This is a genomic window from Streptomyces sp. LARHCF249, from assembly GCF_052871255.1.
This window is the reverse complement of the sequence record NZ_JBIXJQ010000005.1, coordinates 485,538-506,502: the sequence shown is the minus strand read 5'-3', so window position 1 is coordinate 506,502 and position 20,965 is coordinate 485,538. Positions and strand designations below refer to the sequence as shown.

Below are 20,965 nucleotides of genomic sequence, written 5' to 3'. Positions count from 1 at the left end.
CCTCCGGGCACGGATACGGCCAGCCGGTCAGCGCCGGCACCCGCTTCCCATGCCTGCGGCACGTTCCGTGCCCGGCCGGGCACATCCCGCTGTCACCCGTCGTACTCGCTTCGGACCGGCAGGAACGCGATGCATTCCGCGTCGATCCGGTCGGCGAGTTCCGCCAGCATGGCGGCCAGGCCGAGGGTCGTCGGCGGATCGAGCTGCGCCTCGCTTTCGTACACCGCGTGCAGCCAGCCGACCGCGAGGCGCCGCAGCAGGGAGGTGACCTGGTCGGCGGGGATCAGGAGCTGGCCACTGGTCGTGGTGATCAGGGGAACGGACGCGTTCATGGTGCGCCTCCTCCGCAGCGGCTCCTGCCAGGCGGCTACCCGCCGCGGCGGGCGGCAAGCCCGCCTGCCGCGCCGGCCGCGGGCGCCGCCCTCGTCCCTCGCGGGCAGATGCTCACCCGGCCTTTCCTTCCGAGGGCGGGTGCCATTCGGCGAGGAGGATGGTCGCGTCGTCCCGGAGGTGGCCGTGGTGGTGGTCGAGGATGCCGCGTACGAGGCGGCGCAGGGCCTCGGGGGCGGCCTCGCCGGCGGCTGTGGCACGTACGACGGTGTCGATCAGCCGCTCCTCTCCGAACTGCTCGCCGGTATCCGAGCGGGCTTCGGTGACGCCGTCGGTGTGGATGAGGATCCGGTCGCCCGGCTCCAGGTGGGCGTGATGGATGATGCTCGGCACGCGTGGGGCATGGTGGGGGCTGATGCCGAGCGGGAGTTGGGCTTCGCGTTGGAGGGCGCCGGCCACCACGTGGTGGCGACGGATCAGAAGTGGCGCCGGATGGCCGCAGTTGACCCAGCTGAGATCGCCCGTTTCCACGTCGAGGTCGGCGAAGATCGCGGTGAGCAGCCGCTCGGGCAGCCACTGGTTCAAGGCTTCGTCGACCGTCGCGGTGATGTCCGTGAGGTCGCCGCCGGAACGCCGCGTGGAGCGGCAGCCGGCCAGCGCCACCGCTGCGCACAGCCCCGAGGCGAGGTCGTGCCCCATGGCATCGACGACGGTCACGTGCAGCGTGCGGGCGGTGAGGCTGTGGTCGAACGCATCGCCGCCGATCTCGTAGGCGGGCTCCAGCACGGCGCTGGAGGTGACGCTGCGCGTGCCGATGGTCCGCGGCGGCATGAACGCCCAGGCCATTTCGGCCTGGAGGGTCATGGGCTGGGTGCGGATGCTGCGCATGAGCATGTCGCTGAAGCCGACTTTGGACATGACGACCTTGGCGACCAGTGCCGCCAGGCACTGGCACTGCTCCAGCCTGTCGGCATCCAACGCCGGGGCGGTGAGCCGCAGGACTCCGATCCGCTCGACGCCGTCCACCAGCGGGATCCACATCACCAGCTCGGATCCGGACGTCAGCTCCGTGGCCCCGGTCCGGTAGGCCCAGCCGGCGAGGGTGCCGTCCACCGGCAGACCCGCGTCACCGTCGGCGACACCAGAAGCGTGCGCATGCGCTCCGGTAAGCGCGGTGAGCCTCATCTGCTGGACATCGGCCAGGAAGATCACCGCGTCGAGCAAACCCAGCTTCCGGGTGGTGTCCTGCACCAGCTCGGGCAGCTCGGCGGGGGTGACCCGCTGGGAGACGTCCAGCAGTGAGCTCAGCAGATCCGAGAAGTCCGTACCGTCCACGGCGGTCACCGCCTGTCACCGCTGGCAGCGGTCCCGGTGACCACCGAGTTCGCCACTGCTCTCCTCTTCAGTGAAGCACCCCGCGCGCACGATGGCTGCTGCCCTTCCGCGACGGACCCGGCTGCGGCGGTGCCGGGGGCAGCGGATTCGGTCCGCCCGGCACGGGCTTCGGTACCGGTCGCGGTGTCTGGGGATCTCCCGGCCAGGGGTGAGTGGGAGGCGCTGGATGCGGATCTCCCGGGTCCCGCGGGAAGGGATGGGTAGGCGGGCCGCTGTTCGTTCCGGTCATGGTGCACATCCGGTCATCCGGTCGATCGTGAGCCACGACCAGCAGCTCCGCGCCGGCCGATGCTGCGATCAGCGCGTCCGCCGCTCCGCCTCGGGCCGCGGCACCGGGTACGTCGGTCGCCATGGCCCCTCCCTCCCCCGTCACGTGTTGGGCCGGGCCGCGCTGATGTCGGCGAGTACGGAGTGGCGGTCGCGGTCGATGGCGAGGTCGCCCAGGGACACGATGCCGATGGGGCGGTCGTCCTCGACGACGGGGAGTCGGCGCAGGGCGTGCTCCCGCATCAGTTCCACGGCCCGCTCCGCGTCCTCGTCGGGCCCGATGGTGACCATCTGCCTGCTGCAGATCTCGCTCACCGTCGTCTGTTCCGGGTCCAATCCGTCCGCCATGGCGCGCACGACCAGGTCCCGATCGGTGAGCAGTCCGGCGAGGTGGCCGTCATCCATGACCAGGACGTCGCCGATGTCGTCGTCCCGCATCCGGCGGGCGGCCTCGTGCAGGGAGCTGAGTTTGCCGACCTCGGCCGGCGTGCCGGTCATGATCTCTCGGACCTTCTTGCTCATGGCTTCCTCCTTGACGTGGGGCCGCAGGCCTCTCCCCACGGTGGAGTGGCGGCACCCCGCGGTCCCGGCCGGTCCGCGTGCACCCGCAAGCGGTCCACCGCTCACCACCGCGCCTGCCCGAACGGGCCACCCCCAAACAAGGGTGGATACCGGCTGCCGACGGGCCGCCGACTCCTGTCCCCGCATTCCCGCCCCGGGCCACCGGCGGATTGCGGCTCTCCCTGTCACTGCCCGCTCCGCAGGCCGGCGCGGACGGGTCGTTTCCTTGTCCGGTCACATGGTCGCGATCAGGGCATACCGCTCATCGTCTACGGGCCGCCCCCACAAGTCCGGTTCGCCGCTGAGCGGTTCGACGCGCAGGTCGGCAACGAGCGGACGTACGGCCGCAGCGAGGTCGCCGGCGCCGATTCCGCCGTGCCATGGCAGCGAGTCGGCGCCGGCGACGTACGGCATGCCGCTCTGGCCGGCCTCACGCCAGCGGCCCTCGACCAGCACCAGCCGACCGCCGGGCCGCAGGCGGGCAACCCACTCGCGCAGTGCGGCTTCCGGGTCCGGCAGGGTCCACAACAGGTGTCGCGACAGCAGGACATCGAACTTCTGCTCATCGGTCGGGGGCCGCATGGCGTCACCGACGAGGAAGCTGCCGTGAAATCCGCTGCTCTCGAATTTCCGGCGTGCCTGCTCGACCATGCGCGGTGCCACGTCGACCCCGGTGACCCGGTGGCCGGCCTCGGCCGCCAGCAGGGAGAGCGAGCCGGTGCCACATCCCACATCCAGTACGGCCGCAGGGTCGGAAGGCAGCCAGGAGTTGAGGTGCCGGGCCCACGCGGCACGGGTCTGCTGGTCGCGCAGTCCGTGGTCGGGCTCGTCGTCGAACGCCGGCGCAGCGGCGTCCCAGTAGTCGGTGATCCGAGCAGAACGATCAGTCATCTTTCGATCGTCGCAGCCGGTACTGACAGTCGGCGGGCCAGGTCGTCGACCGGGTTCAGGTGCGGGTGTCGCGCATCTTGCCGATGGTCTCCAGGGTGCGTACGGCTGCGGCCTTGAATTGGGGCCGCTCTCGCACGAAGCGGCGGACAGCACGTGACGGTTCGCGGCTGAGCCAGTGGAGCACCGCACCGGGCCCGGGCCGCAGGAGGGCGCCTTCGTGCACCGTGAGCTCGCGTGTTTTGAGGGAGTCTTTGTAGGCGGCGTCCCCCCTGCCGAGGTCGAGCATTTCGATGCCGGCGTCGGCGGCCGCCCGGGTCATGCGGAGATAGAGGACAAGGCCGGGGGAGAACGTGGCGAAGTTCCGGTCGTACGCGGGGAACCAGCACGACAGGACGGTGCGGGAGCGCAGTCCGAAGTGGGCGGCGACAGGCCTGTCACCTGCGTAGAGCACCGATAGCACGCCCGAGCAGGCGGGTGCGTTGGTCTCGGCGAGGATGCGCACCAAGTTGCTGATCCAGGGCTGGGCGAACCGGTCGCGTCGGCCTGTTCGGCGGTACTGCGCAGATTTCCACGCCATCAGCGTCCGCAAGGCCGCCGGGTTCCGTTCGTCGAAGACGAATTTCAGCGGTCCGACCTGCCGTCCCAGGCGGCGGTCCTGTGCCAGCGTCGACTTCAGGAACTTGCGGGAGCGTGTTCGGAGCAGGTTTTCGTAGGGCGTGTAGCCGCCGGTGAGGTCGATGACGGGCGAGGCGAATCGCCCGGTCGCGAAGGGGAAGAACAGGTCCTGGCCGCTTTCGAGATGGTTGAACTCCCAGACGGTCAGGGAACTGGCCCGCAGCAGCTCGTGCGGATCCACGTGCAGGTCAGGGTGGAGGACGGCGCCTTGGCAGTCGGAGACGCCCAGGCCGATCGCGCGGCCACGGCCCCACCGGCCGCGCTCGAAGGGGAAGAAGCCGGCGGGCTCGCCGTCCTGGCGCACCACCGCGACCCTGGCACCCGGCCGGACACGGCCGACCGTCTGGCAGAACTCCGGGCTCATGAAGGGATTGGCCACGGGTGCCGTCGTCGCCCGGAGCTCGCTCCACAGCTCTACGTCTGCCGGGCTCATCTCGGCAGGCTGGATCACGTTGATGCGCTGGGTGGTCACTTGAGCTCCTGCTGCTCGGATTGCTTACGGGGCCGTGGCCGATCTGCCGGCACATGAGTGGTGGGTCACGGCCGGGCCGAGGACAACGGGCGCTCAGGCATGGCCTCGGCGTCGTCGCGAGCCGGGAGGGTTCTCCCTCAGCCGAGCCTGCTCGATGGCGAAGCGGGTCGGGTTGTGTGGGCGCCTAGGGCCGCACGGCTGCCGAAGCGTCAGGCGGCCACGGGCGGCGACGCCGAGGCGGCCCTCGGCGCACCACCGCGTCGGCCAGGCGGACTTCGTGAGGGGATGTACCCGTCTGGCTGTTTCGAGGGCCGGCGAACGGCCGTGGATCCTGCGCGTTGGGGGTGATCCAGGGGACGAACAGAGCGCGCAGGCCTACCGCCAAGGAGCCCAGCCCCTCCTGCACCGCGCTCACAAACCACGAGCAGGCGGTGTCGGCGGCGAACAGTGCCCGCGCGGCAGCCCTCACCACTCCTCTTGCGGTCGCCGAAGCGAACGGAGGAAGGGGAGTTGAGGTGAACCAGAAGGAACAGGCCGTCATGACAGGACCCATACTCGGCGAGAGGACATGTGCGGCGCCGTGGAATGAGACGGCCGGCATATCCGAACCTTCGCTCTACCCAGCCCCCTAAAGAGTCCCCGCGTGCGGGCGACGTACAGAAGCGGGGAGGAACGGGAAGGACCGAGCCACTCGCCTGCGTTCCGAGGCGCTTCTTCACACGCGCTTTGCGTGCACCCAAGCCGTCAGCCGATGCGCCGCAGACGGTCAGTCGTGCGGCGCTTCGCCGGTCACGCGGTGGTCGGCGTGGCTCAGCGCCTCCAGCACGAGTCGGCGCAGGTGGCCGTCGCTCAGGCGGTAGTGGACGTACCGGCCCTCACGGCGGGTCTCCACCAGGCCGGCCAGCCGCAGCTTGGCCAGATGCTGACTGACGGCGGTCCGGGAGGCCGTGCACTGCTCGGCCAGCGAGCCGACGTCCGACTCGGCCTGGGCCAGGAGCCACAGCAGGTGCAGCCGGGTGGCGTCCGACAAGAGGGCGAAGACCTCGGCAGCCTCCGCCAGGCGGGCACTGTCCGGGGCGCTCAGATGCGCATGAACCGCAGGTGGGACAGATTCGCTCACAGACATGAGGCCAGAGTAGGCCTCCGCGACCGGAAACCAGCTCGCCCGCAGATCCCTTCTTCGTCATGTGCGCAGATGCGCACATGACGGTACAGTCGAGTGGTAGCCCCTCCGCCCGGCGAAGGACTCCGCATGCTGTCCGTACTGCGCAACCGCACCTACCGGCACCTCTTCATCGCCCAGGCCATCGCCCTGATCGGCACCGGCCTGGCCACCGTCGCGCTCGGTCTGCTCGCCTACGACATCGCCGGCGCCCAGGCCGGGTCCGTGCTGGGCACTGCCTTGGCGATCAAGATGGTGGCGTACGTGGGCATAGCCCCGGTGGTCGGCGCGCTCGCCGGCCGGATCCCGCGCCGGGCCCTGATGGTGAGTGCCGACCTGATCCGTGCTGCGGTGGCGCTGACGCTGCCGTTCGTCGATCAGGTCTGGCAGGTCTACGTCCTGATCTTCGCCCTGCAGGCCGCGTCGGCGGCCTTCACCCCCACCTTCCAGGCCGTCATCCCCGACATCCTTCCCGAGGAGCGCGACTACACGCAGGCGCTGTCCCTCTCCCGGCTCGCCTACGACCTGGAGAGCCTGTTCAGCCCGGCGCTGGCGGCCGCCCTGCTGACCTTCATGAGCTACAACTGGCTCTTCCTCGGAACCGTCGGCGGATTCCTCGCCTCGGCCGTCCTGGTCGTCTCGGCCGTTCTGCCCAAACCGGCCCCCGCGCCCAGGCGCCAGGGCGGCGCGTACACGAAGGCCACTGCGGGCAGCCGGCTGTTCTTCACCATCCCGCGCCTGCGGTCCCTGCTCTTCCTCAACCTCGCCGTCGCCGCCGCGAGCGCGATGGTCACCGTCAACACCGTCGTGTACGTACGGAACCACCTCTCCCGCAGCACCGGCGATGTCGCCCTCGCACTCGGGGCGTACGGCGCCGGCTCCATGGCGGTTGCCCTGCTCCTCCCGCGCGTCCTGGGCCGGATCGCCGACCGCGCGGTCATGCTGCGCGGGGCTCTGCTGCTGGCGCTGGTGTTCGCCGCCCTGGGCGGGATCACCGCTGCCGGAGGCGGCGGCTGGCGCTGGCCCGCCCTCCTCGGTGCGTGGGCGGCCTTCGGTGCGGCGTGCTCCATGGTGCTCACTCCGACCGGGCGGCTGATCCGCCGCTCGGCCCCGCCCGAGGAGCGCACCTCCGCGTTCGCCGCTCAGTTCTCCCTCTCGCACGCGTGCTGGCTGCTGACCTATCCGCTGGCCGGTTGGCTGGGTGCGGCCGCCGGACTCCAAGCAGCCGTCATCGCCCTGGGTTCGATCGCGTTCGCGGCCGCCGTGCTCGCCGTAAGGCTGTGGCCGGCCGGTGACGGCGCCGAAGTCCCGCACGTCCACACCGATCTCGCCCCCGAGCACCCGCACCTGGCCGGCGCTGCCGAAGTCTCCGGCGGCTGGTGCCACACCCACCAGCACGTCACCGACCCCGTCCACCCCGCCCAGCTGGTCGGCGCGGGCAGGCCGCCCGGCTGACCATCCGGGCCTCGGCCCCGCCGGCGTCGCCTCCCGAGCCGCAGGTCAGGCGCTGGCGCGGGTCACCAGGCGTGTGGGGAGGATCAGCGGAGTGGGGTCCTGTCCGTTGATGAGCGCGACGAGCATGCGCGCCATCTCCCGGCCGAGACCCTCTATGGGCTGGTGGACCGTGGTCAGCGGCGGATCTGCGATCCGGGCCGCGGCCAGGTCGTCGAAGCCGATCACGGCGACGTCAGCGGGGACCAGCCGGCCGGCCGCACGCAGCGTGCGCAGCGCCCCGGCCCCCATGTTGTCGCTGGCGGCGAACACCCCGTCCAGGTCGGGATGGCTGGCCAGCAGTGCGGCCATGGCGGCGGCTCCGCTGGACTCGGTGAAGTCCCCGGCTTCCGGCGGGTACGGATCGAGGCCCGCGGCCAGCATGGCATCCCGGTAGCCGCGATATCGGGCGCGCCCGACCTCGGTGTCCGGACGCCCGCAGATCGTGGCCACCCGGGTCCGGCCGGCCGAGATCAGGTGCTCGGTCGCCGCGCGCGCTCCACCGGCGTTGTCGACATCCACGTACCACCGGGGGTCCAAGCCGACCGGACGCCCGCCGAACACGACGGGCATCTCCGCCTCCTCGGCCATACGGGCCAGCGGATCGTCCTCGCGCAGCGCCATCAGCATCACGCCGTCGGCGCCCTTGGACCGCAGAAGCTGCTCCACACGCCTGCGGCCCCGGTCGGAGGCGGCCAAGCACAGCATCAGGTGCAGATCGGCGTCTTCCAGGGCAGCCGAGGCCCCCACGATCACCTGGGCGAAGAACGGATCCGCGAAGATCGACGGATCCTCTCCCGAGACGACCAGGGCGGCCGCGCCGGTCTGCCGGGTCGCCAGCGCGCGGGCGGTCGGATTCGGTACGTAGCCGAGTCGGTGGACGGCCCGTTCGACCGCTTCCCGTTTGGCGCGGCTGACGTGCGGGGCGTTGTTGAGCACACGGGAGGCGACCGACCGCGAGACACCGGCCAACTCGGCCACCTCGTCGAGTGTCGACTGCCGGCGCAGCACACCTTCCGCCATGAACCCGTCCCGTTCTCTCGCGGCCCGACGGCCGCGCCCCCGGCCTTGTCCCCCGCCCGGCCCGTCGGGCGAAGTGAACAGGCGCGAGTGCTCGAGGACCGGAAAACTGGGAGCGCTTCCAGTTTCAGGACTGTAAACCCTTCCCGCCGTCGCGTGAAGTGCGCGTTACGCGGCGGTACTTGACAGGTCGGGCAAGGCGTCACACGATACCGGCCACAACCCCAGGCGTGCGGAGTGCTCACTGGGACCGCTACCAATGGGAGCGCTCCCAAGCGTCTTCGCAGGTCCGAGGTGTGTCGTCGTCCCCGTCGGAGAGCCACCGGCACACGGGACGCCGTACCACCGCACTTCCCCAGTGCGCCGCCCGCTCGGGACGAGAGCGTGCAGCGCATCCGCCGCCAGGAAACCGAGGTACAGCCATGCGCCGCCGAATCCGCGCCCTCGCAGCAGCCGTCTTCGCGCTGCCACTGGCGCTCGCCGTCGCGCCGTCCGCACACGCGGCCGACCCGACCACCATGACCAGCGGGTTCTACGTGGACCCGAACTCCAGCGCGAAGCAGTGGGTCGCCGCCAACCCCGGTGACGGCCGGGCACCCGCGATCAACGCGTCCCTGGCCAATACCCCGATGGCCCGCTGGTTCGGCTCCTGGAGCGGCACCATCGGCACCGCCACGGGTGCGTACGCGGGAGCGGCGGACTCCGGGGACAAGCTGCCCATCCTCGTCGCGTACAACATCTACCACCGCGACTACTGCGGCGGGCACTCCTCGGGCGGAGCCGCCTCCCCGTCCGCCTACGCGACGTGGATCGCGCAGTTCGCCGGCGGGATCGCCGACCGCCCGGCCGTCGTCATCCTCGAACCGGACGCCATCGCGGACTACGGCTGCATGAACCAGGCCCAGATCCGCGAACGCGAAGGCATGATCACCGGCGCCCTCGCCGAGTTCAACCGCCAGGCGCCCCACACATGGGTCTACCTCGACGCCGGCAACCCCGGCTGGGTGAGCGCGGCGACGATGGCCCAGCGCCTCCACGAAGCCGGCCTCCGGCAGGCCCACGGCTTCTCCCTCAACATCTCCAACTACTACACCACCGCCCAGAACACCGCCTACGGCAACGCCGTCAACAGCGAACTGGGCGCTCGCTACGGCTACACCAAGCCGTTCGTCGTCGACACCAGCCGCAACGGCAACGGCTCCAACGGCGAGTGGTGCAACGCGGCGGGTCGCCGCATCGGCACCCCCACGCAGCGGGGAGGCGGCGCCGAGATGCTCCTGTGGATCAAGGCCCCGGGCGAGTCCGACGGCAACTGCGGCGTCGGAGCGGGCTCCTCGGCCGGACAGTTCCTCCCCGAGGCCGCCTACAAGATGATCTACGGCTACTGACTCCGGACTGCTGTGGCCCGGCACCTTCCCGCCCCGCGAGCGGCCACAGGGACCACCGGCTTGCCGCTCATCCATCCTTCGACCAGGAGCCGTCATGAAGCCACGCAGCCTACGGCGCCGTGCGATCGCCGCCATCGCGGCGCTCGCGGCCTGTGCCGTCCTCACAGCGACTCAGGGGCAGGCACAGGCCGCACCCACCGCGGACGCGATCACCCCGGCCACGAAGTTCTACGTGGACCCGCACAGCAAGGCCGCCAAGCAGACTCTCGTCGACTTCGCGAACGGCGACTTCGCGAACGCCGCGAACATGGCCAAGGCCGCGAGCTGGCCGCAGGCCGAGTGGTTCACCGAGGGCACGCCCGAGGAGGTGCGGGTCAAAGCGAACCAACTCGTCCGCAAGGCCCGGGCCGTGAACCGGACCCCCGTCCTGGTCGCCTACAACGTGCCCGGCCGGGACTGCACGCAGTACTCCAGCGGCGGAGCCGCGTCCTCCGCCGCCTACCGGAAGTGGATCGACGCCTTCGCCGCCGGGATCGGCGACAGCAAGGCCGCGGTCGTGGTCGAGCCCGACGGCCTGGCCCTCCTTCCCAGGGACTGCGGGCCCGACGTGGACCCGACCGGCGAACTCACGGCCACCCGTATCGCCGATCTCGAGTACGCCGTCAAGACCATCAAGTCCAGGCCCCGCACCGCGGTCTACCTGGACGCGGGCAACGTCCTGTGGCGGCCCGTCGGCGACATGGCGCGGCGGCTGCTGGACGCCGGGGTCCGGTACGGCGACGGCTTCGCCCTCAACGTGTCCAACACCCACCCCACCGACCACAACGCCAGGTACGGCACCTGGATGGCGAAGTGCATGTGGTTCGCCACCGAGGGACCGGAGCACGCTCGCGGCCACACCGACTGGTGCGCCAGTCAGTACTACTCGCCCGCCGCGCCCAACGACGGCGCCCCCGGCAACGCCGTCGACTCCGCCGACCCCACCACCTGGCGCTGGACCGACGCCTGGTTCGACCAGAACGCGGGCACCCCGCCCGCCGACGCGCTGCACCACTTCGTCATCGACACCAGCCGCAACGGTCTGGGCGCCTGGACCCCGGAGCCCGGCAAGTACAGCGGGGACCCGGAAGCCTGGTGCAACGCGCCCGGCCGCGGCCTCGGCCCGCGCCCCACCGCCGACACCGGTGTCCCGCTCGTCGACGCCTATCTGTGGATCAAGATCCCCGGCGAGTCCGACGGCAGCTGCACGCGCAACACCGGCGGCGCCATCGACCCCGAGTACGGCATCGTCGACCCGCCCGCCGGCACCTGGTGGCCCGACCAGGCCCACACGCTCGCCCGCAACGCGGCACCGCGGCTGACGTTCAACCGCTGAGCGCGGTTGGACGCCCCTCGCCGCCCCGGACAACGAACCCTTCGCCGGCCGCGCCGGAGGCGACCACCTCCGTCTTCCCCGGTGGACGGGCCTGCTCACCCAGACCAGCACACCCTCTTGACCACCCACGACGACACACAGGAGCCGCTCATGCCCGGAGCCATCCCGCCGTTACGTCGCCCCGTGCGCCTCTCCGCCGCCCTGCTGTCGGGCGCTCTCCTCCTCGGCGGTCTCATGACCGCACCGGCCGCCGCGGGCGTGTCCGCCGCGGCGGCGGCGACCACGGCCGTACGCGTCAACCAGGTCGGCTACCTGCCCGACGGGCCCAAGCGCGCCACCGTCGCCACCACGGCGGCGCAGGCGCTCACCTGGCAGCTGCGGAACGCGTCCGGAACCGTGGTCGCCTCCGGATCGACCGTCCCGCGCGGCGCGGACGCGCCGTCCGGGCAGTCGGTCCAGGTGGCCGACTTCTCCTCGTACCGGAGCACGGGCTCGGGATACGTCCTGGCGGTGGACGGCAGCAGCAGCGCGCCGTTCGACATCCGCGCGGACCTCTACGACGCGCTGCGCGCCGACTCGATGGCGTTCTTCCACCACCAGCGCAGCGGCATCGCGATCGACGCCTCTCTGGTGGGCTCCGCCTACGCCCGCCCCGCCGGACACCTCAACGTCGCGCCCAACAAGGGCGACGTCTCCGTCCCCTGCCAGGCCACCGTGTGCGACTACGCCCAGGACGTCCGGGGCGGCTGGTACGACGCGGGCGACCACGGCAAGTACGTGGTGAACGGCGGCATTTCCACCTGGCTGGTCGTCAACTCCTTCGAGCGGGCCAAGCGGGCGGGCAAGGACGCGGCGCTCGGCGACTCGACGCTGCGCGTCCCCGAGCGCGGCAACGGAACACCGGACGTCCTGGACGAGGCCCGGTGGGAGCTCGACTTCCTGATGCGCATGCAGGTGCCCGAGGGCAAGCCGTACGCGGGCATGGCCTTCCACAAGGTCCATGACGCGGCCTGGACCGGCATGCCGATGCGGCCCGAACAGGACGCCGAGCCGCGCGAGTTGCACCGCCCGTCCACGGCGGCGACGCTGAACCTCGCGGCGGCCGCCGCGCAGTGCGCCCGGGTCTTGCGACCGTACGACTCCGCGTACGCCGACCGCTGCCTGTCGTCCGCCCGCCGGGCCTGGACGGCGGCGCAGGCCAACCCGGCCGTGTACGCGCCGGATTCGGACGGCACGGGCGGCGGGGCCTACGGGGACACGCAGGTCACCGACGAGTTCTACTGGGCCGCCGCCGAGCTGTACGCGGCGACCGGCGAGAGCGCCTACCGGGACGCGGTCACCTCCTCGTCCTGGCACACCTCCGCCGGCGCCTTCAGCCCGTACGGCTTCGGCTGGGCGGACACGGCCGCGCTCGGCCGGCTCGTCCTGGCCACGGTCCCCAACGGGCTGCCTGCCTCCGAAGTGGCCCGTGTCCGGGCCTCGGTGACCGCGGCGGCCGACGGCTACCTGTCCAGGATGGCCGACCAGGGATACGCGGTGCCGGTCCCGGCGGACGGGTATTTCTGGGGCTCGAACGGCGAGGTCGCCAACGACGCGGTGGTCATGGCCGTCGCCGGGGAGCTGACGGGTGACGCCCGCTACCGCGCCGGCGCGCTGGAGGCGCTGGACTACCTGCTGGGCCGCAACGCCCTCGGCCTGTCCTACGTGACCGGCTACGGCGAGACGTCCGCGCAGAACCAGCACCACCGCTTCTGGGCACACCAGCTGGACGCCTCCCTGCCCCACCCTCCGGCCGGGTCCCTCGCGGGCGGGCCCAACAGCGCGCTCCAGGACCCGGTGGCCCAGGAGAAGCTGACCGGCTGCGCCCCGGCCGCCTGCTACGTCGACGACATCGGCTCGTACTCCACCAACGAGGTGGCGGTCAACTGGAACGCCCCTCTGGCCTGGCTCGCCGCCTACGCCGCCGAGCGGACCTCCACCAGCGAACCGCCCACCGCGGCCTGCGCGGTGACGTACACGGTGAACAACGCCTGGAGCACCGGCTTCACGGCGACCGTCACCGTCCGGAACACCGGTCCGACGGCCGTGGACGGATGGCAGCTGACCTGGGCCTACCCGGGCGGCCAGCGCGTCACGAGCGCCTGGAACGCGACCGTCACCCACAACGGCACCAACGTCAGCGCCCGCAACGCCGACTGGAACCGGGCGATCGCCCCCGGTGCGACCGCGAGCTTCGGAGTCCAGGGGACCCTCACCGGCGCGAACCCCTCCCCCACGGCCTTCGCGCTGAACGGGAGCGCCTGCGCCTGATCCGCACGTCGAAGGAGCTGCCGGCCAGGCCGGGCGGACGGTTCCGCCCGGCCTGGCCGGCGCCGCACCACGGCCGGCTCCCCCTCCACCCACCAGGAGACACCCATGCGCAGACTCCTCGCCTGCCTGACGGCGGCGGTAGCCGCTCTGGCCGGACTCACCGCGATGGCGCCACCGGCGTCGGCCGCCGACTCGGGCGCCTTCAGGGTGCTCACCTACAACGTCGCCGGCCTTCCCGAGAGCCTCTCCAGCGCCCCGACACCACGTGAACCGAGCACGACGGAGATCGGCCGGCGCATCGCGCCGTACGACATCGTCCACGTCCAGGAGGACTTCAACTACCACGCCCGCCTGTACGCCGCCGACACCACCCACCCGTACCGCACGCCCACCAGCGGCGGGGCGGGCCTCGGCAGCGGGCTCAACACCGTGTCGAGGATCCCGTACGACGAGGACGACTTCGAGCGGGTGCGCTGGGGGTCGTGCCAGTTCGACTCGGGCGACTGCCTGACCCCGAAGGGCTTCACCTTCATGCGGGAGCGCCTCGCCGAGGGCGTGTACGTGGACTTCTACAACCTCCACACCAACGCCGGAACGAGCGCCGGGGACCTGGCGGCACGGGCCGACAACCTGAACCAGCTCACCGCCTTCATCAGGACCCGCTCGGCGGGCAACGCGGTCGTCGTCATGGGCGACACCAACACCCGCTACACCCGCACCGGCGACACCATCGCCGAGTTCGCCGCCGCCAACCACCTCTCGGACCCCTGGGTCGAGCTGGTCCGCGGCGGCATCCCGCCCGCCAAGGGCAGCGACGCCCTGGTCTGCGACCAGTCCCTGCCGACCGTGCCCAACACCTGCGAGGTCGTGGACAAGGTCCTCTACCGCGGCAGCAAGCTCGTCTCGCTGGAGGCCTCCTCCTACAACAACGAGCACGCCTCGTACCTCACCGGCGACGGACTCATGCTCTCCGACCACGACCCGGTCGCGGTGGGCTTCTCCTGGTCCCGCAACCCGGCCTTCCAGCTGAGCGACCAGTTCGGCGGACCGCACGGCGACCACTTCAACGACATCGACCGGGTCTCCGCCGGCGCCCGCGCCACCACCATCGCCCTGCGCGCCGGCGCCCGGATCGACGGCATGAGCATCACCCTGGACGACGGCACGGCACTCGCCCACGGCAGCACCGGCGGCGCCGCCTCCTCGCTCACGCTGGGCAGCGGTGAGTACCTGACCACCGCGCACCTGTGCCGCGCGCAGAAGGACGGCCACACCAGGATCTTCCACGCCAGGTTCACGACGAACCTCGGCCGCACCCTCGCCGGCGGCACGACGACCCCCGACTGCGCCACCCACACCGCTCCCCCGGGCTGGCAGATCACCGGCTTCCACGGCCGCTCGGGCGACGAGATCGACAAGATCGGCTTCATCCAGACCCGGCGCTGACACCCCGACGGCACCTGCGGTGCCCACTGGTGCCGGTTTCTACACCGGCGGGAGCTCGTGGAGGCGCCCGTCCGCGACGAAGGCGACGCTGCCGCCGACGCGCACGGAGCGGATGTCCCGGCCGTGGCCGTCCGCACTGACGGTCATCTCGCTGGGGCGCCCGGTGAAGCGTCCCTGGTGCAGGAGGGTCTGTTCGCCGGGCCCGATGCGCCCGTGGCTGCGCAGGTAGGCAGCGGCGCAGCCCGCGCCGCTGCCGGTGGCGACGTCTTCGAGGATTCCGTCGTTGTTCCAGTGCCGCCCCTCGAGGGCGGCGGCGTCGAGGAGGTAGGCGAACTGGGCGCCGAGGCGGGCCAGGGGCACGTCGAGCGGCGCGGTGATGCGGGCGCGGGCCAGGGCGTCGCCGCGTACGGGCAGCACCAGGTACCGCAGGCCGGTGGAGACGATCTCCGGGGGCAGGGCGGGGTCCAGGTCGGCCGGTTCGAGGGCGAACAGGGCGGCGAGGCCGTCCGGGTCTGGGCGGCCGAGGAAGTCGGCGGTGCCTTGGTCGAGGAGGCTCGCGTACCGGCCCGGGCCGCGGCGTTCGGTGGCGACCTCCACCGTCCGGGCCGGCAGGTGCAGGGTCCAGGCCTCGCGGTTCGCGGTGCCGTGGAGGGCGTGCAGAACGGCGGCGGCGCCGATGAGGGGGTGGCCGGCGAAGTCCAGTTCCCCGGTGAGGTCGAAGACGCGCGCCCGCCGGGTGCGCTCCGATGCGCCGTCGCGGATCAGGAAGGCGGATTCGAAGTGCCGCAGTTCCCGGGTGATGGTCTGCATCTGTGCGCCGGTGAGCGCATCGGCATCGGGGAACACCGCGAGGCTGTTGCCGCTGTAGGGGTGGCCGGTGAAGACGTTGACGTGGTGATAGTGCACGGGGCCGACGCTACCCGGGGAGCTCACGTGCGGTCCGCAGCGGCGGGAGCAGGAGCGGGAGCAGGAGCGGGAGCACGGCGAGGAGTTCGCCCAGGGCCCCGGCCCACAGGGCCGTCCGGGCGCCGAAGCACTGTCCCAGGATGCCTCCGATGAGCGCGCCGAGGGGCATGGATCCCCACACCACGAAGCGGAACGTTGCCGTCATCCGGCCCAGCAGCGGCTCCGGGCAGAGCTGTTGGCGGAAGGCCACCGAGGTGATCTTGAAGGTCATGAACGCGGTCCAGCCCAGGCCCTGGAGGACGGCGGCGACGGCGAAGCGCCAGTCGGCACCCAGCTTCGATCTTTGGGTCACTGGCTCTCCGATTCACCCCACCGCACCAGCGGGCTAGCCTTACGATCTGTGCGCATGAGCAATGCCTCCGATCATGAGGACGCCGCCCATCGGGCCCGGCAGTCGTCCTTGCGCCAGAGCGCGGACAAGATCATTCAGAGCGAGTTGGGCGCGAACGTGTCCATCACGTATTTGCAAGAACTCAACGACGGCTACACCGACGCACTTGTCGCTCGCTGTGACTTCATGGGGGCCGGACCCGGTGGACTGGACGGCCAGTTCATCGTGAAGGTGTCTGCCGACGGCAAGCACCGCCAGCATGAAGCCCACGACAACTTCGTCGCGGCGCTGGGTGATTTCGCCGCCACGCACGTGCCGGGGTTGCGGCTCTCCGCAGACGGTGACGGCCTGCGCGTCGACGTCTACGAGATCGCCGGTGGCAGCCTGCGCAACGTGGGGGCGGCCGAAGTGGCCCACAGCCCCAGGCTTCTCGCAGCGTGCCGCAAGGTGAGCGCCGAGCTGCTCGAAGCCCAGCTGGACGGGTGTGCAGGGGCGCGCATGCCGGCCGGGCGGACTCTGGAGGCCTGGCTGGGCGAGGACTTCCTCCGGGCACGGCGTGGGGAGGCGCTGCGGCAGACCCGCCACATGGCCGGGATCAATGGCAGCACGTTCGTCTTCCACGGTGAGGTATTACCCGACCCCATCTCCGTACTGGACCACGAGAACGACCTGACCGGCCGCGCGGACATGGTCCTGATGGGCTTCAACCACGGCGATCTCCACCTCCGAAACATTCTTCTGGACGCGACCCGGAGTTACCGGGACTCGTACTGGCTGATCGACGTCAACTGGGACCAGCAGACGCCTTTGCTGTACGACCAGGCATACCTGGAGACGGCCGCCCTCATCAGCATGCAGTCTCGGCTCCGTCGGCCGGTCTCGCTCGCGGTGCTCCAGGAATGCGACGGTCTTCCCAGCACAGCCGGCCTGGAGTGGCAGGGGCTGGTGAGCGCCGTGCGTGCCGTACGGGACGGGACGCAGGCAACGATCGATCGGCTCCAGTCCGGCCGCGTGGATTCGCTGACCCACCAGTACCTACTGGCCCGTCTCGGCGCAGCACTGAACTACGCGGCCAAGAACATGCCCGAGAGGGACCGCGTCACGGCGTACCAGCTCGCCGGCTGGATCACTCATAACCTCCTCAAGGAATACCATCCCGAACTGCGGGAGCACGTACTCGAACAAGCCCAGTCCCCGCGCTCTCCGCAGCACTGCGTACCGGCCCCGGCGGCACCGACGGACATCGCAGCGCTGACGGAGCAGCTCGCGCCCTTCCTGGCGGCGGCGCACAGCGGATACGACCGCATCCTCATCGTCGAGGACGGTGTCGATCATCCTGAGCTCGTCCACTTGCTCGCGTCGGCGTGGACGGTGATCGTCGACCTCAGCCCGGAGAGCGAACGACGCGGTCTGGCGGGTCACTTCGAACCCGAGACCGCCGAGCGGCAGACCGTGATGTTCGGCCTGCACGAGGCGCCCTCCTCCGGTCGCAACACCGTCACCTGGATCATGGCGGGCGGTTGGGAAAGCCGAGGCGAGGCGGCTCCAGCGGACTTTCGGGCCTGGCGGAGGTCCCACCAGCCGATCGTGCAGCGTGTCCTTGGTCGGCTCAGCGGGGCAAGCGTGAACCGGGCTGCGGCCGTTCTCTGCATTTCCTCCGGCAGTGAAATGGACCAGCGTTCCGAGCGGGTCGTCGAGGACACCGAAATCCGCTATGAACAGACGGAGCTCGTCCACGTGGCCGGCGGGAGCGGCGAGTTCCAGGCATTGCTCGAAGCCTTCGGAAGGTCGCGTGCGATCCCCCGGACGGACCGGCTGGCCACCATGCCGGGCAAGGACGGTCCCGTCTCCTTCGACCAGGACCAACTGGTGCGATTGGCGGCCGATCTGGTCGTGCTCCACTCCCAGATCCTCGTCGACCAACTGGGCGAGGAACCGGTCGACGAGTTCTGGCGCGGCCGCCCTGCCAGCTGGGTGGACCTGGATGCAGGCCTGGACGTGCCGCGCGATACGCAACTCGTGATCAGCGAAGCTGTCAGCCGGGTGCTCACGAAGCACGGCTCCGCCACCTTCGAGATCTTCCACAGCCCGGGGGCCGGAGGTACGACACTGGCCCGGCGGATCGCCTGGGACCTGTACAGCGATCACCCCGTGGTTCTCCTGCACCACTACAGCCAGCAGACCGTCGAGCGCATCGACGACATCTACCGGGCCACCAAGGAGTCCGTCCTGGTGGTGGTGGAAAGCGCCATCCTCGAACAGAGCGAGCGCGAAGACCTCTACTACAAACTCCACGAACGCAATACGCCGGCTGTCCTTCTCTGGGTGACACGGGGCAACCGGTCCAATGAGCGTTCCAGCGGCTCGGCTTCGGACAACGGCAACAAGAGCGAAAACAAGTTCTACCTCAAAGACCCCTTGTCCGCACAGGAGGCGCGGGACTTCCGGGCGATCTTCGGAGCCCGGGCTCGTTCCCCCCGCGCAAGAGCGGCCGTGGAGCGCCTCATTCCGGGCTCGGCCCCGGCTCAGCACCTGTCCCCGTTCTATTTCGGCCTGTCCGCCTTCGAGGAGGACTTCGAGGGAACCCGCCGCTACGTGGACGCTCACGTGGCCCATTTCAGCGACCTGCAGCGCCACGTCGCCAGCTATCTGTCGCTCGTGACCCGGTTCACGCAGAACGGGCTCCCCTATTTCCTCGTCCGGCGCTGGCTCACCGGAGCCTGGGGAGGGCAGGCTGCCTCCGCGGCGGCGTATCAGGCGGACCTCAGGTCGACGCTCGGAGAGGACCTCCGCCACCTCATCGTCGAGAATGACGAGGAGGTTCGGATCCTGCACCCGTCGGTGGCAGAGAAGGTCCTGGAGGCCACCCTGGATTCCGACCGCACGGACAGGTCCTGGGAGTTCCTGCTGGCCAACACGGCCATAGAGTTCATCGGCCAGGTATCCGGTCATCTCGGTCCGGACAACGAGTGGACGAAGGACATCCTTCAGGATCTGTTCATTCGGCGCGACAAGTGGTCAGGGCCCTCGGCGAACTCTCAGAGGTTCGCCGAGTTCATTCACGAGTTCAAAAACAAGGATCAGGCGTACCGGGTACTGGAGGAGCTCACGCGCCGATGCCCGAGCGAACCGCACTTCTGGCTTCACTTGGGGCGTTTCCACCTCTCTGTGCGAGGCCACCTGGACGGCAAGGCAGAGACGTTCATCAAAAGGGCGATCGAGCTGTCGGACGAATTGGACCCGGTTCCGTTCCACTCGTTGGCGATGCTGCACCGCGAGTGGGTGAGGGACGAACTCGGCCCGATCGGCAGCAAGTCCGGTCGGGAGGACGAGGCCATCGGCCTCATCCAGGACCGGTATTCCGAAGCGCTCCAGGTCTTCGGAAGGGCGAGGCAGCTCAACGGCATCGACGAACACAACTACGTGACGCCCGTCCAGATGATCGTCACCGTCCTGACCAACCTTCGCCGCATCTCACGCCACAAGAACCTGATCGACCTGATCCGAGCCGGGGGGCCGGCGGCAGACTGGGCGAGCGAGCAGCTGAGCATCGCCGAGCTGCTGCTGGACGAGTGCGAACTGGCGCGACCCGACCATCAGGACAGCTCCTATCTCAGCTCCTGCAAGGTGAGCCTCGACGACCTGCACGGCGGGGTGCAGAGCCTGGTCAGTGCGTGGCGCGAGTTGATCGTCGCGTCACGGAGCCACTCGCGGGTGGCTCTGGTCCTGGCGAGGGCCTTGCTCCGCGAGCACAGCGACGACTGGCGGGAAACCTCCCCGGAGGTGTTCCGGACCGCGGTGGAGTTCTACGACGCTGCCTTCGACGAAACGGGCGACCTCTCCGAGCACGACCTCCAGCTGTGGTTCCGGTGCTACCGCCGGCTTCCCGAGTACGACGAGCTCACCGCCCTCGACCGCTTCTCCGCCATCGCATCCTCCCGGCCCAGCCCGGTCTGCCGCTACTACCTGTACGTTCTGCGCTTCATGCGGTGGCTCAACGGCGACGAACTGAAGCAGGACGCGGTGGAGCACCACCTGGCGGAGGCGAAGCAACTGATGCAAGGCCGCCGCAAGGCATTCAGCTACGAGTGGGTCGCAAAGGAAGGGTCTGACAAGGACGGAAACGGGGGGCCTCGCCTCGCTCACTTCTCGGACCTCGGGGAGCGCCAGCCGACAACCTACGACTGGGAGAACTCCGAAGGCGTGTGCCGACGGGTGCGGGGCGTCGTCAGGAAGATCGAGGGCCAGCAAGCAGGGTGGCTCGCGGTCGAAGACGGGGACATCGAGGCGTTCTTCGTGCCCAGGGAGGACTTCCTCAAGCACAGGGACATCAACAAGGTCGTCGAATTCGACCTCGGTTTCGCGCAGGACGGACTTCGGGCATGGCGCGTGCAGGTAGCCGAGGAAGCCCGGCTCCTGCGGCGCCCTGACGCGGAGATCCGAACGGTCAAGGTCACCCCTCCCCCCTTGCCCTCGCAAGTGGCGTTCTCTCAACGGGGCAGCGACGCTCCGACCCCTCAGGCTCTAGCCGTGCCCCCAGACATCCAGGAGAGGGCCCACTCAATCGCAGGCACGGACGAGCCCGAGGCCTACCGGCTTGTGATCGACCATCTGGTGTCGTCCGCATCAGGATCGGCGACCGTCACATCCCTGCATCTCGGCATCCTGCTCCAGAAGACGTTCGGGGATGCAAGCTACGCACGCGTACTGTCAGGAAGGAAGTTGCGGGCGTTCGTTGAAGGCTTCGGCTTCCGCACGACGCCGGCGGCACACGGGCAATTCGTTGTGACACTCGGCGACGTCGTACCCGGGACATTGGGGGCCGACGCGTAGCGTCGATGGTTCGAGGCTCCCTTCGTCGAGCAGGATGTTCCACGCGACGAAG

At 70.3% G+C, this 20,965-nt stretch carries 15 protein-coding genes; 6 read left to right on the top strand and 9 right to left on the bottom strand.

The window, feature by feature from the left end; genetic code table 11:
• Positions 1-92 precede the first annotated feature (92 nt).
• The 6 genes from ACIPUC_RS17185 to ACIPUC_RS17160 form a co-directional block, all read right to left on the bottom strand.
• Positions 93-332, bottom strand: coding sequence for a DUF6213 family protein (locus ACIPUC_RS17185; RefSeq protein WP_446590233.1), 240 nt, complete (start codon positions 330-332; stop codon positions 93-95).
• A gap of 112 nt (positions 333-444) precedes the next feature.
• Entirely contained in the window at positions 445-1,674 is a 1,230-nt protein-coding gene (locus ACIPUC_RS17180; protein WP_446590232.1) for a PP2C family protein-serine/threonine phosphatase, read from the bottom strand.
• Between the two features lie 420 nt (positions 1,675-2,094).
• Positions 2,095-2,514: a CBS domain-containing protein gene (locus tag ACIPUC_RS17175; RefSeq protein WP_446590230.1), complete on the bottom strand. Its 420-nt coding sequence runs from the start codon at positions 2,512-2,514 to the stop codon at positions 2,095-2,097.
• Between the two features lie 273 nt (positions 2,515-2,787).
• A complete protein-coding gene (locus ACIPUC_RS17170; RefSeq protein WP_446590229.1) occupies positions 2,788-3,444 on the bottom strand; it encodes a class I SAM-dependent methyltransferase in 657 nt (218 codons plus the stop codon).
• A gap of 55 nt (positions 3,445-3,499) precedes the next feature.
• The gene (locus ACIPUC_RS17165; RefSeq protein ID WP_446590227.1) at positions 3,500-4,591 is read right to left on the bottom strand and encodes a GNAT family N-acetyltransferase; all 1,092 of its coding nucleotides are present in this window, start codon (positions 4,589-4,591) and stop codon (positions 3,500-3,502) included.
• Positions 4,592-5,357: 766 nt separating this feature from the next.
• Positions 5,358-5,717, bottom strand: a complete 360-nt coding sequence (locus ACIPUC_RS17160) for an ArsR/SmtB family transcription factor (protein WP_446590226.1) — start codon at positions 5,715-5,717, stop codon at positions 5,358-5,360.
• A 126-nt stretch (positions 5,718-5,843) separates the two neighbouring features.
• Here ACIPUC_RS17160 and ACIPUC_RS17155 point away from each other — a divergent pair, with 126 nt between their 5' ends.
• Positions 5,844-7,208, top strand: coding sequence for an MFS transporter (locus ACIPUC_RS17155; RefSeq protein ID WP_446590225.1), 1,365 nt, complete (start codon positions 5,844-5,846; stop codon positions 7,206-7,208).
• Between the two features lie 45 nt (positions 7,209-7,253).
• Here ACIPUC_RS17155 and ACIPUC_RS17150 read toward each other — a convergent pair whose 3' ends face one another.
• Complete coding sequence (locus ACIPUC_RS17150) at positions 7,254-8,267, bottom strand: LacI family DNA-binding transcriptional regulator (RefSeq protein ID WP_446590223.1); 1,014 nt, start codon at positions 8,265-8,267, stop codon at positions 7,254-7,256.
• A gap of 419 nt (positions 8,268-8,686) precedes the next feature.
• On the opposite strand from ACIPUC_RS17150, the gene ACIPUC_RS17145 reads away from it, so the two are divergent.
• The 4 genes from ACIPUC_RS17145 to ACIPUC_RS17130 all read left to right on the top strand — a co-directional run bounded on the left by ACIPUC_RS17145 (position 8,687) and on the right by ACIPUC_RS17130 (position 14,783).
• Complete coding sequence (locus ACIPUC_RS17145) at positions 8,687-9,652, top strand: glycoside hydrolase family 6 protein (protein WP_446590222.1); 966 nt, start codon at positions 8,687-8,689, stop codon at positions 9,650-9,652.
• A 94-nt stretch (positions 9,653-9,746) separates the two neighbouring features.
• Entirely contained in the window at positions 9,747-11,027 is a 1,281-nt protein-coding gene (locus ACIPUC_RS17140; protein WP_446590221.1) for a glycoside hydrolase family 6 protein, read from the top strand.
• Positions 11,028-11,177: 150 nt separating this feature from the next.
• Entirely contained in the window at positions 11,178-13,337 is a 2,160-nt protein-coding gene (locus ACIPUC_RS17135; RefSeq protein WP_446590220.1) for a glycoside hydrolase family 9 protein, read from the top strand.
• A 105-nt stretch (positions 13,338-13,442) separates the two neighbouring features.
• Positions 13,443-14,783, top strand: a complete 1,341-nt coding sequence (locus ACIPUC_RS17130; protein WP_446590219.1) for a jacalin-like lectin — start codon at positions 13,443-13,445, stop codon at positions 14,781-14,783.
• 39 nt (positions 14,784-14,822) lie between these two features.
• On the opposite strand, the gene ACIPUC_RS17125 is transcribed toward ACIPUC_RS17130, so the two are convergent.
• Entirely contained in the window at positions 14,823-15,689 is an 867-nt protein-coding gene (locus tag ACIPUC_RS17125; RefSeq protein WP_446590217.1) for a PhzF family phenazine biosynthesis protein, read from the bottom strand.
• 10 nt (positions 15,690-15,699) lie between these two features.
• A complete protein-coding gene (locus ACIPUC_RS17120; RefSeq protein WP_446590215.1) occupies positions 15,700-16,041 on the bottom strand; it encodes a hypothetical protein in 342 nt (113 codons plus the stop codon).
• A 54-nt stretch (positions 16,042-16,095) separates the two neighbouring features.
• On the opposite strand from ACIPUC_RS17120, the gene ACIPUC_RS17115 reads away from it, so the two are divergent.
• Complete coding sequence (locus tag ACIPUC_RS17115; RefSeq protein WP_446590214.1) at positions 16,096-20,913, top strand: hypothetical protein; 4,818 nt, start codon at positions 16,096-16,098, stop codon at positions 20,911-20,913.
• The last annotated feature ends 52 nt before the right edge of the window (positions 20,914-20,965 follow it).